The 16,152-nt window shown below is 56.6% G+C and carries 13 protein-coding genes; 9 read left to right on the top strand and 4 right to left on the bottom strand.

From position 1 onward, the window contains the following. The first annotated feature begins 76 nt into the window (after window positions 1-76). The 6 genes from IDH41_RS05445 (at window position 77) to IDH41_RS05470 (ending at window position 8,214) form a co-directional block, all read left to right on the top strand. Window positions 77-1,819, top strand: coding sequence for a sensor histidine kinase (locus IDH41_RS05445; protein WP_190859016.1), 1,743 nt, complete (start codon window positions 77-79; stop codon window positions 1,817-1,819). A 32-nt stretch (window positions 1,820-1,851) separates the two neighbouring features. Continuing rightward, window positions 1,852-3,414: a response regulator gene (locus tag IDH41_RS05450; protein ID WP_190859017.1), complete on the top strand. Its 1,563-nt coding sequence runs from the start codon at window positions 1,852-1,854 to the stop codon at window positions 3,412-3,414. Between the two features lie 194 nt (window positions 3,415-3,608). Continuing rightward, on the top strand, window positions 3,609-4,529 hold the full coding sequence (locus IDH41_RS05455) for an ABC transporter permease (protein ID WP_190859019.1): 921 nt from the start codon (window positions 3,609-3,611) through the stop codon (window positions 4,527-4,529). A 14-nt stretch (window positions 4,530-4,543) separates the two neighbouring features. Further along, the gene (locus tag IDH41_RS05460) at window positions 4,544-5,482 is read left to right on the top strand and encodes a carbohydrate ABC transporter permease (protein WP_190859020.1); all 939 of its coding nucleotides are present in this window, start codon (window positions 4,544-4,546) and stop codon (window positions 5,480-5,482) included. A gap of 56 nt (window positions 5,483-5,538) precedes the next feature. Continuing rightward, window positions 5,539-7,107 (top strand): DUF3502 domain-containing protein, encoded by a 1,569-nt coding sequence (locus tag IDH41_RS05465; RefSeq protein WP_190859021.1) that lies wholly within the window; start codon window positions 5,539-5,541, stop codon window positions 7,105-7,107. Window positions 7,108-7,179: 72 nt separating this feature from the next. Further along, window positions 7,180-8,214, top strand: a complete 1,035-nt coding sequence (locus IDH41_RS05470) for a glycoside hydrolase family 53 protein (protein WP_190859022.1) — start codon at window positions 7,180-7,182, stop codon at window positions 8,212-8,214. Between the two features lie 58 nt (window positions 8,215-8,272). On the opposite strand, the gene IDH41_RS05475 is transcribed toward IDH41_RS05470, so the two are convergent. Beyond that, the gene (locus IDH41_RS05475) at window positions 8,273-9,589 is read right to left on the bottom strand and encodes an ArnT family glycosyltransferase (protein ID WP_190859023.1); all 1,317 of its coding nucleotides are present in this window, start codon (window positions 9,587-9,589) and stop codon (window positions 8,273-8,275) included. 220 nt (window positions 9,590-9,809) lie between these two features. Between IDH41_RS05475 and IDH41_RS05480 the strand changes: the two genes are divergently transcribed. Then, complete coding sequence (locus IDH41_RS05480; RefSeq protein WP_190859024.1) at window positions 9,810-10,130, top strand: YtxH domain-containing protein; 321 nt, start codon at window positions 9,810-9,812, stop codon at window positions 10,128-10,130. A gap of 510 nt (window positions 10,131-10,640) precedes the next feature. On the opposite strand, the gene IDH41_RS05485 is transcribed toward IDH41_RS05480, so the two are convergent. Genes IDH41_RS05485 through IDH41_RS05495 form a run of 3 tightly spaced genes read right to left on the bottom strand, consistent with a single transcriptional unit; the run spans window position 10,641 to window position 12,341 of the window. Continuing rightward, window positions 10,641-11,432 (bottom strand): sigma-70 family RNA polymerase sigma factor, encoded by a 792-nt coding sequence (locus IDH41_RS05485; protein ID WP_190859025.1) that lies wholly within the window; start codon window positions 11,430-11,432, stop codon window positions 10,641-10,643. After that, window positions 11,429-11,872: an anti-sigma B factor RsbW gene (gene rsbW / locus IDH41_RS05490; RefSeq protein ID WP_190859027.1), complete on the bottom strand. Its 444-nt coding sequence runs from the start codon at window positions 11,870-11,872 to the stop codon at window positions 11,429-11,431. The genes IDH41_RS05485 and rsbW overlap by 4 nt, the downstream gene beginning before the upstream one ends. A gap of 40 nt (window positions 11,873-11,912) precedes the next feature. Next, window positions 11,913-12,341, bottom strand: coding sequence for a DUF948 domain-containing protein (locus tag IDH41_RS05495; RefSeq protein WP_190859028.1), 429 nt, complete (start codon window positions 12,339-12,341; stop codon window positions 11,913-11,915). 135 nt (window positions 12,342-12,476) lie between these two features. Here IDH41_RS05495 and IDH41_RS05500 point away from each other — a divergent pair, with 135 nt between their 5' ends. Then, on the top strand, window positions 12,477-15,221 hold the full coding sequence (locus IDH41_RS05500; RefSeq protein WP_190859029.1) for an ATP-binding protein: 2,745 nt from the start codon (window positions 12,477-12,479) through the stop codon (window positions 15,219-15,221). Next, window positions 15,218-16,081, top strand: coding sequence for a CheR family methyltransferase (locus IDH41_RS05505; RefSeq protein ID WP_223829468.1), 864 nt, complete (start codon window positions 15,218-15,220; stop codon window positions 16,079-16,081). Before IDH41_RS05500 ends, IDH41_RS05505 begins: the two co-directional genes overlap by 4 nt. The last annotated feature ends 71 nt before the right edge of the window (window positions 16,082-16,152 follow it).

Below are 16,152 nucleotides of genomic sequence, written 5' to 3' on the forward strand. Positions count from 1 at the left end.
GCAAGTCGCTATTTATTTCTCCGCCAAGATCGTTTATGATTTGTCCTATTACGTGAAACGCGACTCGGGGGAGCCAATGAATAAGCAGATCCGCAACAAACCGTTCATGCCGTTCACCTACAAAATGATGATTCCTTATCTTCTGCTGGTGTTGCTGACCGACGCGATCATCGGGTATATTTCGTATACGATGCTCATCCAGTCGCGGACGGAGATGGCCGAGACGAACATCCGGACGGCAATGGAGCAGACGAGGAACAACCTGAAATACCAGCTCGACGAAATCCGGCGCATGTCCGATTCGTTCTTCGGCAGCCAGTCGTTCCAACGGGCGATTCAGAAAAAAGGGGATTCGCTCGAAAATTATTTGACGATGCTCGACGAGATCGTTCCCCAAATGCAGGCGCCGCTGCAGCTGTACGGCAACCATATCCGCCTGATCGTCTATACGACCAATTCGGATATCAACTATATTCTCGGCGACAGCATGGCGGAGGAGATCGAGGACAGCGACTATTACGTGCTGCCCTTCGCCGAAATCGCGACTACCGGATGGTACCGCTCGCTGCAAGACACGGGCCTCGACAACGTCTGGCTGCAGGTCGATACCGACCGCGATTTGGAGAACATCTCGCATATCCGGAAGCTTGTCACGTACAGCGATTACAAAACCGTCATCGGGTACGTGCGAATCACGACGAAGCTAAGCGATCTGCTCGGCGATTTCAATACGTTCCCCGTCGAGGAAGGCGTTGTCCTTCGCCTGAAGGACGAGAAGTCGGGCATTCCTTTGTACCAGCGCGGCGAGACGGCCGGGGAGGTTACGGCAAAGTCATACTTGACGCTCAGGGAGAGCATTCCCGAGACGGGCTTCGTCATCGAGACGCTTGTCCCGTATTCGTATCTCTCGAAGGACGCCAGCCGGCTCGGATCCGTCATATTCACGGTATGCCTGATCAGCTTTCTCGTTATGGCGTTCATCGGATTGATCGTGGCCAGGCTGTCGGGACGCAAGATGAAGCGGATCGTCGCCTTCCTGCGCTCCTTCCAGGAAAGCAGCTTTCAGAAGCGGCTACGCTTCGGCGGCAACGACGAGTTCGTGCAAATCGCCGAAGCTTACAACATTATGGCGGCGAATATCCAGGATTTGATCAAAAGCGTGTACGTGCAGGGCATTCAGAAGAAGCAGGCCGAGCTCGAGGCGCTTCAGGCGCAAATCAACCCGCATTTTCTGTACAACACGCTATCCACGATCAGCAGCCTGGCCAATCTCGGCGAAACGCGGAAGGTGACGGGCATGGTCAGCGGCCTTGCGAGGTTTTACAGGCTGTCCTTGAACGAAGGAAACGTCTACATTCCGCTTAAGCAGGAGCTGGAGCAGATCGGGACCTATCTCGATATTCAGCGGATCAAATACGCGGACAAGTTCGCCGTTCATGTCGACGTCGATCCGGATATCGAGCAAACGAAGATCATCAAGCTCATTTTGCAGCCGTTCGTCGAAAATATTTTCAAGCATGCGTGGTTCGGCGAGCATATCGCGATTCGCATTACGGGCAGAAGGGCCGGCAGCCGCATCGAGCTGAAGGTGATCGACACCGGGATCGGCATGCGGCCGGACGCCGTCAAGCGGCTGTTGGTCGGCCCGAGCCAGGCCGGCGGCTACGGCCTGAAAAACGTGGACGAGCGGATCAAGCTCAGGTACGGCGACGAATACGGCATTCATATCGGGAGCGTTTACGGGGGAGGAACGGCGGTTGCGATCTCGCTGCCGGCAAGCGCAGAGGAAGGCCGGGGCTCCGAAGAAGAGACGCCATAAACGAACAGGCAGCAGGGGAGGCTTATGCAGCGATGAACATATTGTTGGTGGACGACGAGGCGATCGACCTGGAATGGCTGCGCCGCAGAGTCGCGGGCAGCGATCTCGCCTTGAACGTGGTCGGGACGGCGGGCAGCGGCTTCAGCGCGTTGAAGCTGCTGGAGACGGAGCAGGTCGATATTATTTTGTCCGATATCCGGATGCCGATCATGACGGGGATGGAGTTTGCCCGGAAGGCGAAGGAGCTTCAGCCGCAGGTGCAGATCGTCTTCATCAGCGGCCACGAGGATTTCGGCTATGCCAAGGAAGCGCTGCAGATCAACGCGGCGGGCTATTTGCTCAAGCCGGTGGACGACCGCGAGCTGTACGACATGCTGCGCTCGTTGTGCGAGAAGGTGGGCAAGGAGAGAGAACAGCACCGCAGCGTGGCGGAAGCGCTGTCGCTCGTAAACCGGGAGCTGCTTCTCCGCTGGTTTAACGAACCGGCTCAGGATCAGGCCAAGCTGCAGCATATACACGACTTTTTGGCGCCGCTGCTTGCGTTTGGCACCGCCGCAGCCATCATCGAAGCGGACGATCTCGAGTGGAAGCTGCCGAAGGAGGAGGAGAGGCGGGCGTGCTTGAGCCGAATCTCGCGATTTATCGAGGCGTTTGCTAGCGAACGCGGCGCCGGCACCTTCATCGCCGGCTACGATTCGCGCTTCGTCCTGCTTGCGAACGTGGAGGAGGAGCGCTTCGCCTCCTTGCTCGAGGAGCTTATCGGCGCGGTGCGGCGGTCGTTCCCGGTGACGATTACCGTCGGCATCGGCATGTACGCGAAGGAGCTCGGCCGGCTGCATGAATCGTACCGGCAGGCGCAGGCCGCGCTCAGCGCGAAGTGGCTGCTCGGCAAGAACCGCTTGATCAACGACGGATCGAAATCGTCGCCGAAAGCGGCCTTCGCGCCGAGAATCGAAGAAACCGTCGAGAAAATGCTGGAGGCCATACTCGACTACGACCTGGTCACGATCGACGATTGCCTGATCGAGTTGTTCAACCGAAGCGTGGCCATGTCGCGGAAGCAGGACGTGTACGACCTGATCGTCCGCGTAACGTCGAAGCTCCATGCGGATCTGCTGCAGCAAAGCGAGAACTTGTACGAGCTGCTGAAGTGGGAATCGCATCAGCCGGCGGTGCTGTATCATTTCGAAACGATGGGCGACGTGCTCTCCTGGCTCCGGAGAAGGTTCTTCGAATTGTCGGAGCTGCTGTACGCGAAGAAGCGGAAGCAGAGCCGGAAGCTGGTCGGCGAGATCGTGAATTACGTCGACGAGAAGCTCGAGCATCGGGTTACGCTGAAGGAGGTGGCGGCCCGCTTCGCTTTCACCCCGAACTATCTCGGTCATCTGTTCAAGGAAGAGACGGGCACGCTGTTCAGCGATTTTCTGAACGAGCGGCGGATGAACCGCGTCTGCGAGCTGCTTGCCGACCCTACGCTCAAAATCTACGAGATCGCCGAGCGGGTAGGCTACAAAAACATCATTTACTTCAACCGGCAGTTCAAGCAATCGACGGGCATGACGCCGGGCGAATACCGGAAGAAGCACAACATATAGCCGCTTGTCTGTATAATAAGTCCGCTTCTCTGCCGGGATGCGGGCTTATTTGTTATGCGCGCGCGGGAATAAACCTAACGCACACAAATCGTAGAATAAGTATTACTTTTAGTTGATTGCCTTCCTTATGTGATTCCCGGCCTCTTTATATAATGGATTTACATACGAGAGAGAGTTACGGGAGGAGTGTTCAGATGAACCGACGCGGATTTTGGGGCGATGTGAGGAAGTATAGGACGCTGCTTCTCATGCTTGCGCCGGCGGTATTGTTTTTTCTAGTGTTCGCTTACGTGCCGATGGCCGGTATCGTGCTTGCGTTCAAGCAGTACAACTACGGAGGCGGCATATTCGGAAGCCCTTGGAACGGACTCGACAATTTCCGGTTTTTCTTCGAATCGGGCAACGCCTGGATGGTGACGCGGAATACCGCGCTTTATAATATCGCGTTCATTATCGTCAACAACGTGCTTCAAATCGCCGCGGCGATATTGCTGTTCGAGGCGGTAGGCAAGTGGTTCCGCAAAATATCGCAGACATTCATGTTCCTGCCCTACTTCATTTCATGGGTCGTCGTCGGCGCGATCGCCTACAACCTGTTCAACTACGACGTCGGCACGCTTAACGTTATGTTGACGGCTATCGGGCTCGAGCCGGTCGACATTTACAACACGCCGTCCTACTGGCCGTTCATCCTCGTGCTCGTATCGGCATGGAAGACGCTCGGCTACGGCTCGGTCATGTATTTGGCCGCGATTACCGGCATCGACACCGAAATGTACGAAGCCGCGGAAATCGACGGCGCGAACGTGTTCCAGCGGATCTTCCGCATTACGATTCCGAACCTGTATCCGACGCTGATCATCCTGGCGCTGCTTGCGATCGGCAACATTTTCCGAGGCGACTTCGGGATGTTCTACAACATGGTCGGCAACAACGGCCTGCTCTTCTCGGCCACGGACGTCATTGATACCTTCGTGTTCCGGTCGCTCACGACGTCGAACGAAATCGGCTTATCGGCCGCGGCGGGCTTTTATCAATCCGTTCTCGGTTTTGCGACGATCTTGCTGGCAAACTATGCGGTGCGTAAATACGACAAGGATCACGCTTTGTTCTAAAACGGAGGGATAACATGAGCGCTACGACGACAACGAACGATAAACCCATCATCGCGCAGCGGGGAGCGGGAAAGAAGCAATACGACCGCGTGCTGCTCTCGGCGATCGGCTACGTCTTTATTACGCTGCTGGCGATACTGTGCATCATCCCGTTTCTGATGATCGTCTCCTCCTCGCTGACGGAGGAGTCCACAATCGTCGAAAACGGCTTCCAGCTTATACCGGCCGCCTTTTCGCTTGACGCTTACGAGCTGTTGTTCAAATACCCGGGCCAAATTTTGAAGGCTTACGGCGTGACGATCGCGGTCACGGTTATCGGGACGGCGACCGGCTTGTTCCTGACGGCCATGACGTCCTACGTGCTGGCGCGCAAAGATTTCAAATGGCGCAATTCGTTCTCGTTCTTCTTCTTCTTCACGACGCTGTTCAGCGGCGGACTCGTGCCTTGGTACTTGATGATCATCAACTACCTGGATCTGAAGGACCGCATGCTCGTGCTGATTCTGCCGATGCTGCTGAACGTGTTCTATATTATCGTCATGAAATCGTTCATGAGCAGCATCCCCGAGGCGATTACCGAATCGGCCAAAATCGACGGGGCAGGCGACTTCCGAATTTTCATGCAGCTCATTATCCCGCTGTCCAAGCCGGCGCTCGCGACGATCGGCTTGTTCATCGCCCTCGGCTATTGGAACGACTGGTACAACGCGCTGCTGTTCGTCAGCAACGAGAACTTGATGCCGCTGCAGTACTATTTGTACAAAATGCTGGGCAACATGGACGGCATGCGCAGAGCGATGATCAGCTCGGGAGCCGTCGTCACGATGAACATCCCGACCGAGAGCCTCAAGATGGCGATGACGATCGTCGCCACGGGCCCGATTCTGCTCGCTTATCCGTTCATCCAGCGGTATTTCGTGCAAGGCTTGACGATCGGCGCCGTGAAAGGATGACCTCAGGGCAACCTGGTTATCATAAATTAATGAATTTATAGGGGGAATTACCGGTCATGCGGAACAAAAAATCATTCATGCTCTTATTTGCCCTCGTGCTTGTATTGGCAACGGTGCTCGGCGCATGCGGAAGCAGCAGCAATGGAGGCAATACCGAAGCGAGCGACTCGCCTTCGAACGGCGCCGCCGAGACTCCGGCGGACGGCGGCAACGCCGGCACGGCCGAAGAGCTCGTCATCAAGATGCTGCTCGTCGGCGGGAAACCGATCGATTACGACGCGGTCTTCGCCGAGCTGAACAAGACGCTGAAGGAAAAAGTGAACGCCACGGTCGAAGCGGAATTTCTCGACTGGGCCGACTGGACGCAAAAATATCCGTTGAAGTTCGCGGCGGGCGAAGACTTCGACATCGCCTACACGGCGAACTGGGCGTTCTATAACGACCAGGCGCTGAAGGGCGGCTTCCTGGAGCTGACGGACGACATGCTGTCGGAATATATGCCGCTGACTTGGAAAGCGATGCCGAAGGTGGCTTGGGAGCAATCCAAAGTGAACGGCAAGCAGTACATGGTGCCGAACAACAACCCGGAAGTGACGGACAAAGCGGTGCTGATCCGCGACGATCTGCGCAAGAAATACAACCTCGATCCGGTTATCAGCCCGGAAACGTTCGCGAATTACGCGAAGACGGTCGCGGCGAACGAGAAAGGCATCAACGCCTACAACGCCAAAGCGGCCGACGGCTGGAAATGGCATGAGCTGGACCAAATTTTGCTCGAGCAGCAGAACGAATGGAACCTCGTCGACTATAGCATGCCGCTCGCTTACAAGCTCGACGACGCGGCGGGCAAAGTGTTCAACGTGTACGATACGCCCGAATTCAAACAGCTTCTTGCCTACTACAAAGATTTGGCCGACAACAACGCCTGGTCCAAAAACGTAGTCAGCAACAAAAACGACGTTTGGCAGGACATGAAAGCCGGCAAAACGGCTTCCTATGCGCATAACCTCGGCACCCTCGCGATGAACCTGGCGGAGCTGCGCCGCGAGCAGCCGGAAGTCGAGCTTGCGATTGCGGACCTTACGCCGGACAAGAAGAAAATCGCCGCCATCTCGACGCAGAACGGCTTCGCGATCCACGCGCCATCGAAGAAAGCGGAACGATCGCTGATGGTCATCGACCTGCTGCAGAACGATAAAGAAATCCATGACCTGTTCATGTACGGCGTAGCGGGCACGCATTACGAGCCGGTCGGCGACGACAAGTTCAACGCGACGGCCGGCACGCCTAACTATACCGGCTTCTCGAACTGGGGCGCCAACTCGCCGCTGAACCGCAAGGACGCTTCTTACCCTGCGGAAGCGGACGCGATCGCCGCCGCTTGGGAAGAGAAGGTGTACCACTTCGATCTGGAGACGTTCGTCTTCAACGATGCGAACGTGAAGAACGAAGTCGCCAACGTGGGCAACGTCATGCTCCGTTACGCGATTCCGCTCGAATACGGCTTGATCCCGGACATCGAGAAGGGCCATGCCGATCTGATCAAGCAGCTGCAAGCGGCCGGCATCGACAAGCTGCAGCAGGAGCTTCAAAAGCAGATCGACGAATTTCTCGGGGGCAAGTAAATGATCGGAGAAGAGGAGGAGACGAAGGTCCAAGGTCTCCTCCTTTTTTTTTCAAAAAAGGGAGCGGCGTTGATGGGGAATACGTTCATTATAGGGATGGATATGTCGTTTTTGGATGAAATCGAGACGTTCGGCGGCAAGTACGAGGAGGACGGGCAGGAGGGCGACGCGCTGCGAATTATGAAAAACAACGGGGTTAACGCCATTCGCCTGCGCATTTGGAACGAGCCGGAGGGCGGCTTCTGCAACCTGGAGCGCACGCTGCTGATGGCGAAGCGGATCAAGGAGCTGGACATGCATTTTCTGCTCGACTTCCATTACTCCGACAAGTGGGCCGATCCCGCGAACCAGTGGAAGCCGAAGGCTTGGGCGGATTCGAGCTTCGAGGTGCTGAACGACCAGGTGTTCAATTACACCTACTTCGTCTTGTCCGAGTTAAAGGGACAGGGAACGGTGCCGGACATGGTCCAGATCGGCAACGAGATTACGCCGGGCATGCTGTGGGACGACGGCAAGGTGGACGGCGAATTCGATACCGAGGAGCAGTGGGCGAAGTTCGCGACCTTGGTGAAGTCGGGCATCGTGGCGGCGAAGGCCGTCGATCCGACGATCCATATTATGATCCACATCGACCGCGGCGGCGATCTGGAGGCAAGCCGGCGGTTTTTCGAGAAATTCGCCGAGCACGGCGTGGAATACGATACGATCGGCCTGTCCTTCTATCCGTGGTGGCACGGCAGCCTGGACGATTTGAGCCGCAACTTGTCGGAGCTTGCCGGGCAATTCGATAAGGACATTAACGTCGTGGAGACCGCCTACCCGTGGACGCTGGACGCGGCGGAGGGCAGAAGCTTCATCGTGGAGCGGGAGGAGCAGCTGCATCCGGGCTACCCGGCGACCGTGCAAGGGCAGGCGGATTATTTGCTCGATCTGATGACGATCATCAAGAAGGCGGCGGGCCCCCGGGGCGTCGGTTTCTATTGGTGGGAGCCGGCCTGGATTCCGTCGAGGGAGGAATGGTCGGTCGGACATAGAAACAATTGGTCCAATTTGACGCTGTTCGATTACGACGGGCGCAAGCTCCCGGCTTTGACGGCATTGAAATAGGGAAGGCGAACGACAGCGGCTGAGGCGCTTCATCGTTTTCTTCATTCGATAAGCGCATTTATACGAGGCTCTCCTTCGACAAGGAGGGCCTTTGCGCGTTGGAGACGCCTTTCGACGTTACGAGGCTAGCCATCCGATCGAGCGCGTAAGCGGCGGTCAGGAACAGCAGGAAGACGTTCGGGTAGCCGTACCGGTTAAACGTTATGAACGGAAGATAGATGACGGTGAAATAGGCGAGGACAAGCAGCATGAGCCTATGCGGAGCGCTCCTCCTCATCGCCGGCTTCATGAGCATAAGCGCAATGCCCGCGGCGCCGAGCGCCATCATAATAATATGATAAATAGCGACGCCCGTTCCGCTTACGCCGAACACCGTCTTCCAATAGAACGGCCCCGCATACAACCCCGCCACCTTGTCGACGGTATACCATTTCAAGTACGTCAGCGGCTGCTCCCGGAAGCCGAAGCTCATAATTTTCTTGGCGGTCTCCGCCATATCGTCGTCCGACCCGGCGAACAGGCTGTCCTTGCCGCCCTCGTATTCCGGATGCGCGTCGAAGAAAGGCCGCGGCGGCGCTTCGTCATGGATCAGCGCGCCGAGCAGCAGCGGGCTGCCCGCCGATTTCGTGAACGGGATGAACGCATCGAACGCCATGTAGTTGCGAACCCACCAAGGCGACAGCATGACGATAAGGACGGCGGCGACTACCGCCGTCCGCTTCAGGATCAAGCGCCAGTCCGTCCGCTGTGCCAGCCACAGCAGAAACAGCACGCCCGGGAACAACGCCGCCTGCGGCTTAAAATAACAGGCCAGCCCGACAAGCGCGGCCGCCATGGCGTAATGCTTCGTTCGGCCGCTCTTCAAGGCGGCGAGGCTGGCGAGGATGAGCAGCATAACGATCGTTCGGAATATCGTCTCCGACAAAATGACGCCCGCCGAAAAATAATCGGGCAAGTAGAGCGCGGAAGCGGCGGCGGCGATCAGAGCCGCACGGCTGCCGAACAAACGATTCGCGATCGCGAAAATCAGATAGACCGAGCAAGCCTGCAAAGCGGACTGTACGATACGGAACGCCGTCACCGCGTCGCCGTCCTGGCCGAACAGAAGCATGAGACCGGACAGGACGAGCGGCATGCCCGGCATGATGAAGGCGGAGGACGCTTCGCCGCTGTTGTAGGCAAGCGTATGCTTGTTTAATAGGATTTTGGCGCTGTTCACGTACTTGACGTCGTCGTTGTCCAGCTTCTCGTAGGAGCCCAGCAAGTAATGATCACCGTACATCAGCGCAGACGCCGCGCTCGCCGCAAATACGAGAATAACGATTGCAAGGAGTGCAAATTTGACCGGTTTGGATACGTCCATTAGCTTAAACAATTGCAGCGACACCTTTCCTGTTCGTTAGTGGAATTACTTTGTATTTTAAGGACCGATTATTATTGAGACGTTAATTCCGGGTAAAAGGTTTTAAATTCCAAAAAAGAAGTTTGCAGGCAGTCCGCTGATTCAAATGGTACTTTCCCGTTTATATAAAAGGTAGAAGTCGCTTCAAAATACGAAGGAACGGCAATCGCCGTTCGAAAAGGAGAGATAGAGGATGGCTAAAGAACAAACGGGCAGCGGAGTGGTGCTGGGCGCGATCATAGGAGGAGCCGTGGGCGCGGTATCGGCGCTGCTGCTGGCGCCGAAATCGGGCGCGGAGCTGCGGGAGGATATCTCGGGCAAATGGCAATCCGTCAGTCAAAAGACGAAGGAAATGGCGTCGGCGGTCGGCCGGCAGACGAAGACGCTGGCAAGCAAAATCGGCGACGAGGCTTCGGATTTGGCCGGACAGGCCAAAAAATCGAACGAGAACGTCATGGACGCCCTGACCGCGGCGAAGGACGAGGTGAAGGAAGAAGCGCAAGCGTCGCGCTAGGCGCTTCTTCCTTCGCCTGCAAGGGAGCTGTCTCGGAAGGTTCTGAAGCAACCGAAGAGACAGCTCCCTTTTCCGCACGGACCAACCTCTCCCGACAAAGGACTGCGGAAGGTATCGCATAAAATAACCTTCGCGCTCGCTTGCTCACGCCTCTCGCTTTGCCCTCTTTCCCAAGCGATTTCCGAACGCGTTCGCCTTCTTCGACAAGGTTACTCTGGGAGTAGGCGGTCTGTTCGTAAATTCAAAATATGTAATTAAATCTTTCATTTCCTCATTTATTCGGATTTAATTTCAGCATTTGAATTTAAACGCTACCTTTCGAGCGTTTCATTCTGATCGTAACCGTACAAGTTTAAAAATTTGCAACTAATGTCTTATATTTCCTCCATCTATCGCTCTTAATTTAAGTTTTTGAAATTAAACCTCTGTAGAGGCTTTGACCTGCCGATAAGCGGCAGCAGACCAAATACGGGAAATGGCGGTGCAGGGTTGGCACCGCCATTGTTATATTCACGGGTTGCGGGCTGTTCCGTCTTCGCCGTCATCGGCAAGCCGCTTCTTCAGCTTGTCGATCGCCCGTCTCTGAATGCGGGACACGCTCATCTGGGAGACGTTCAGCCGCTTTGCGATGTCGCGCTGCGAAATGCCGTAATGGCAGGCCAGCACGAATACTTCCTGCTCCTCCCGCTTCAAATGCTTCATGGCGTCTTCCAGGTCCAGCCGGGCATCCGCGGACGTATAATCGCTCGCGTCGTCGCCGATGAAATCGCCGATGGTCGCCGCGCTTTCCCCTTCGCCGGGAAGCGGCGCATCCAAGGAAACGTAATGGTACGCCTCGCGGCATGACATCACTTCGATCGTTTCTTCCACGGACAAGCCGAGATATTCCGCGATTTCGTCCATCTTCGGAGAGCGGCCGGAGGCCGTCGTCAAATGATCGACCGCCTGCTGGATCAGCAGGCTTTTTTCCTTGAGCCGCCTCGGCACTTGTATGTACCAGGACTTGTCCCGCAAATAGTTTTTCAGGTGGCCGATCACGCTTTTCATCGCATAGCCTTCGAATGGAATTTCCCTTGAACAGTCGTATTTCTGAAGCAGCTGAAGCATGGCCATTTGGCCGACTTGATACAGGTCTTCATATAAGTCCGGACGGCTCCGCGCCATTTTGCCGGCCGCGATTTTGACGACCGGCTCGAAATGCCGAAGCAGCTTCGTGGCCGTTTCGTTGCAGCCCGATTGCTGATACGCCTGGATCAGTTCATTGATTTGCTCCTGGTCCGGGAAGGATGAATTCGAATTCATGTCATCTCCTCTTTCCTGGCAATTCGCTTCGTGAGAATCACTTCCGTACCGCTGCCGGTGCGCACCTCGACGTGATCCATCAGGGCGTGCATCATAAACAGGCCGAGCCCTCCCGGCGCGAGTTCGCTGAGCTCGCCGCTCCTCGGCGAGGAGGGCTTGCCGCCGCCGGCATGCGCGTATTCGAAGCTCGCGCCTTCGTCCTTGACGCAAATGCTGAGGCCGGCTTCGAGCAGCTCGAACCGGATGTCCACTTCTCCCGGCCGACCGCCTGCGTATGCGTGCAAAATCGCGTTCGTGCAAGCTTCCGAAACGGCGACCTTCATGTCTTCAATCTCTTCGTAGGCGAAGCCCGCTTTATGGGCAACGCCGAACAGCGCCAGTCTGACAACATCGACATACTCCGCTTTTGCGGGAATCGTGACGCGGATGCAAGGGTTCATATCGGCTCTTCTTTCCTTTCTCGTATGATCCTATTATAGCTTATCGTTTTTTCATTTTGCTCCATGTTCGCATCGCGAACACGAAGCCGTCGCCGATCGCGTCGGCGATGCCGTACGGTCCCGCCGGCTTCGGACCGGCTTTTTTGACCGTCGTAACGAGCCCGGCCGCCGCTTCCTTGGCCGCGCCGGTCACGGCTTGAACGGCTTGGCCGATCTGCTGCACGGATTGAAAGGCCGAATTGAACGTATTCAGCTTCGCGCGGATATCAAGCGTCAGCGCGTTCGTATGGCGGATCGTTTCCTTCGCGTCGACGGCGAGCTCGGACACGTCCGTCCGGAGCTGGCTCAGCGCCAGCCGCATTTCGTCGAGGCCCGCCCTTAACGTTTTGAGCGTCTGCAAGAGCGAGACGAGAAGAACGACGAAGGCGACCGCTATGATCGCTACACTAATTTGAACGAGCGTATCCATTTCATGCATCACTCCTTCTTTTTGTCTAGTTACCCGGCCATTCGGCTTTTGAAACAGCGAAATTGCCAGGCAGGGCGAAGATGTTATAATGAAGAAACCTCTTCCAATGGAATAAACGCTGAAAGGAGTTTCATGATGTTACGGGAAATGAGAATCAACATTCGTTCGAAAATCGCGATCGGTTACCTTCTCATTATTTGCTGCCTTGGCGTATCCATCGTGGTCGTAACCGAAAGAATCGCGTCCTTGCAGGAAGAAATCGGAACCCTTACAAGCCGGGATATCGAGATTCACAATCTCATCGCTTCGATCCGCTATCATGCGATCAGCATGGAGTCGAGCCAGCGAGGCTACCTCATTACGGGCAGCGACGCGGATCTGGTGCCGTACACGGACGGCAAGGCGAAGTGGGAGGCGGGCTACAACAGCTTGTCGCAACTAATCTCGCAACAGCCGGGCATGAAGAACGAGCTTGAGGAGATCAAGCTGACAATAGAGAAATGGATAGACGAGGTCGGCGATCCGGCAATCGAATTAAGAAAGCGGAACGACAGCGCCGGGATGATCCGATTTTTCACCGAGGAGAGCGGCAGGACAAGCCTCGACGCGTTAAAAGAGCGGTTCGGTTCCTTGACGAACAGGCAGATCGAATCGACGAGGCTGCATATTCTCGGGCTGGATAACCGGAACAGGCTGCTGACCGTGAGCTTGTACGTCATGCTGGCCGTCGTCGCCGCCGTCGCGTTCCTGATCGTCTCCTTCGTCTCCGGCTCGATCGTGAACACGATCAAGAGGGTCGTGAAGACGATTGCCGAGATCGCTTCGGCGGGCGGGGATTTGACGGCCAGAATCGAGGTGCGGACAAAGGACGAAATCAAGGATTTGGCCGACGCGACCAACCAGCTGCTGGCAAGTCTGGAGACGGAGAACTGGATCAAGACCAAGGTGGCGGAAGTCGCGACGATGAATCAAGGCATTACCGAATTGAATGCGCTTGCCGAAGCCTTTCTTGCGAAGGTCGCGCCGATCGTCGATGCCGCGCACGGTTTGTTCTATATCCGCGAAGGAAGCGGAAGCGGCCAGAGGCTCGTCAGAATCGCGTCCTATGCGTCCGACAGCGACGCTTCGGGGCGGTCCGGCTTCCGCATGGGCGAAGGCTTGATCGGGCAATGCGCGCAGGACAAGCGGCCTTTTCTGCTGAACAAGCTGCCGGAGCATGACGTGAAGATCGTATCGGGGCTTGCCCGGGTAACGCCGCAAAGCCTGCTCGTCTTCCCGATCGAATTCGAGGGCAAGGTCGAGGCGGTCGTGGAATTCGCATCCGTAACGTCCTTCTCGACGCAGCATTTGAAGCTGCTCGAGCAGATTGAAGACCATTTCGGCGTAGCGCTGAACAATGTCGCCGGCCGAATGGAGGTGGAGAGGCTGCTGAGCGAATCCCGGCAGTTGACGGAGGAGCTGCAAGCGCAGACGGAGGAGCTGCAAACCCAGTCGGAGGAGCTGCAGCTGCAGCAGGAGGAGATGCGGATCACGTCCGAGCATTTGGCGGAGCAGAAAAAATTCGCCGAACGGAAGACGCGGGAATTGGAATCGGCGCAAAAAGAGCTCGAAGCCTATTCGGAGGAGCTGCGCAAAAGCTCGCAGTACAAATCGAATTTTCTCGCCAACATGTCGCATGAGCTGCGTACGCCGCTCAACAGCATCCTTATTTTGTCCCAGCTTCTGTCCGAGAACGAGAACGGGACGCTGAGCGAGGAGGAGGCCGGGTATGCCGCCATCATTCATACGTCGGGCAACGATTTGCTCGCGCTCATCGACGACATTCTTGATCTGTCCAAGGTCGAGGCCGGCAAAATCACGCTCACGATCGACGAAGTGAACGTATCCGAAATTCCGGAGCAGATGAAGCTGCGCTTCGATTCCGTCGCGAACAGCAAGGGCCTTGCCTTCGACTGCCGGGTCATCGACGGCGTCCCGCCGCTGCTGCATACGGACGGGCAAAGGCTGCAGCAAATATTGACGAATCTGCTGTCCAACGCGTTCAAGTTCACGGAGCGGGGATCGGTCGCGCTTACGGTCCGGAGCGCCGATCCGCATAAAGTCCAAGAGGCGCTCCCGCTGCATGCTTCCGGCGACGTGCTGGAAATCGCCGTCACGGATACGGGGATCGGCATTCCGGAACAAAAGCAGGAATTGATTTTCGAAGCGTTCCGGCAGGTTGACGGCAACACGAACCGCCAATACGGCGGCACGGGGCTCGGCTTGTCGATTTGCCGGGAATTCGCGAAGCTGCTGGGCGGGACGATCGAGTTGACGAGCAGGGTCGGCGAAGGCAGCACGTTCACGCTATACGTGCCGAGCATAAGCGGCGAACAGGCGGAGAGGCTCGCCTCGGCGTACGAAGAAGCGGCCGCCGCCGTTATGATGCCCGAAACGCCGCATGTCGCGGCGGACCGGCCGCAGACGGAAGGGGCCGACAAGGACGACAGGCTGTTCAAGGGAAAAAGGGTGCTGCTCGTCGAGGACGACGACCGCAACGTATACGCGCTTGTCCGGGCGCTCGAGCAGAAGGCGATTGAAGTGAAGGTGGCCGGCAACGGCAAGGAATGCCTGCGGATCATGAAGGAAGAACCGGGCTTCGACCTGGTGCTGATGGACGTTATGATGCCGGTCATGGACGGTCTGGAGACGATGGGCGTCATCCGCCGGGACCCGGCCCTTAAAGACACGCCGATTATCGCGCTGACGGCCAAAGCGATGAAGAGCGACCGGGAGAAATGTCTGGAGGCGGGGGCATCGGATTATATCAGCAAGCCGCTGAACATGGAGCAGCTGTTCTCGCTCATGCGGGTATGGCTGACGAAGCAGGTGGGACATTGAGCGTCGAACGGGAAGACAAGCATGCCGGATCCGGAACGAACGCCGCGCAGAGCGAACGGGAGAAGCTCGAAATTCACCTGCTGCTGGAGGGAATCTATAGCGCAAGCGGCTTTGATTTCCGCAATTACGCGCGCTCGTCGCTGCGCAGGCGGATCTATCACCGCATGCAGCTCGACGGTCTGCTGACCGTCACCTCCTTGTTGGAAAAGGCGCTGCACGAGCCCGGCTACTTGGACCTGCTCGTCAACGATTTCTCGATCAAGGTGACCGAAATGTTCCGCGATCCGTCCTTCTTCCGCCTGTTCCGGCAACGGGTCGTTCCCGAGCTTCGCCGCTATCCGGAAATCCGGATTTGGCATGCGGGCTGCGCGACGGGAGAGGAGGCGTACTCCATGGCGATTCTGCTGCAGGAGGAAGGTCTGCTCGAGCGGACGAAGCTGTACGGAACGGACATGAACGAGCAGGTCGTCCGATCGGCCAGGGAAGGCAGGTTCCCGCTGAAGCGGATGCAGGCCTACACGAAAAATTACTTGCAGGCGGGCGGCGCGGGGGAGTTCTCCTCGTATTATTCGACGAATCACGAGTACGCGCTCTTCGACCCGTCGATCAAGGCGAATATTACGTTTGCGCAGCATAATCTGGCGACGGACCGTTCCTTCAACGAGTTCCACGTCATTCTGTGCCGGAACGTGCTCATCTATTTCGACGCCGTTCTCCAGAGGCGGTCTCACGGCTTGTTCTACGACAGCCTGGCGCCGGAAGGCTTTATCGGGTTAGGCCATATGGAGACGATGGCCGCTGCGTACAAAGCCAAATACGAAGAGTGGATTCCCCCCGGGCACCTGTATCGCAAAAAATAGCCGGTTTAATTCACTCCAAATCAGGTTTTGCATAAAGGAGCCTTCTTGCCCGATACTATCACCATTGCCGG

This window comes from Paenibacillus arenilitoris, from assembly GCF_014705655.1.
In the GTDB taxonomy this organism is placed as follows: Bacteria; Bacillota; Bacilli; order Paenibacillales; family Paenibacillaceae; genus Pristimantibacillus; species Pristimantibacillus arenilitoris.

Bases quoted from the DNA above. Each gene is read 5' to 3' on its own strand.
- IDH41_RS05495 (WP_190859028.1), bottom strand. From the start codon at position 12,341: ATGGATACGCTCGTTCAAATTAGTGTAGCGATCATAGCGGTCGCCTTC.
- IDH41_RS05460 (WP_190859020.1), top strand. From the start codon at position 4,544: ATGAGCGCTACGACGACAACGAACGATAAACCCATCATCGCGCAGCGG.
- IDH41_RS05500 (WP_190859029.1), top strand. From the start codon at position 12,477: ATGTTACGGGAAATGAGAATCAACATTCGTTCGAAAATCGCGATCGGT.
- IDH41_RS05455 (WP_190859019.1), top strand. From the start codon at position 3,609: ATGAACCGACGCGGATTTTGGGGCGATGTGAGGAAGTATAGGACGCTG.
- rsbW (WP_190859027.1), bottom strand. From the start codon at position 11,872: ATGAACCCTTGCATCCGCGTCACGATTCCCGCAAAAGCGGAGTATGTC.
- IDH41_RS05480 (WP_190859024.1), top strand. From the start codon at position 9,810: ATGGCTAAAGAACAAACGGGCAGCGGAGTGGTGCTGGGCGCGATCATA.
- IDH41_RS05445 (WP_190859016.1), top strand. From the start codon at position 77: ATGAATAAGCAGATCCGCAACAAACCGTTCATGCCGTTCACCTACAAA.
- IDH41_RS05470 (WP_190859022.1), top strand. From the start codon at position 7,180: ATGGGGAATACGTTCATTATAGGGATGGATATGTCGTTTTTGGATGAA.
- IDH41_RS05450 (WP_190859017.1), top strand. From the start codon at position 1,852: ATGAACATATTGTTGGTGGACGACGAGGCGATCGACCTGGAATGGCTG.
- IDH41_RS05465 (WP_190859021.1), top strand. From the start codon at position 5,539: ATGCGGAACAAAAAATCATTCATGCTCTTATTTGCCCTCGTGCTTGTA.
- IDH41_RS05485 (WP_190859025.1), bottom strand. From the start codon at position 11,432: ATGAATTCGAATTCATCCTTCCCGGACCAGGAGCAAATCAATGAACTG.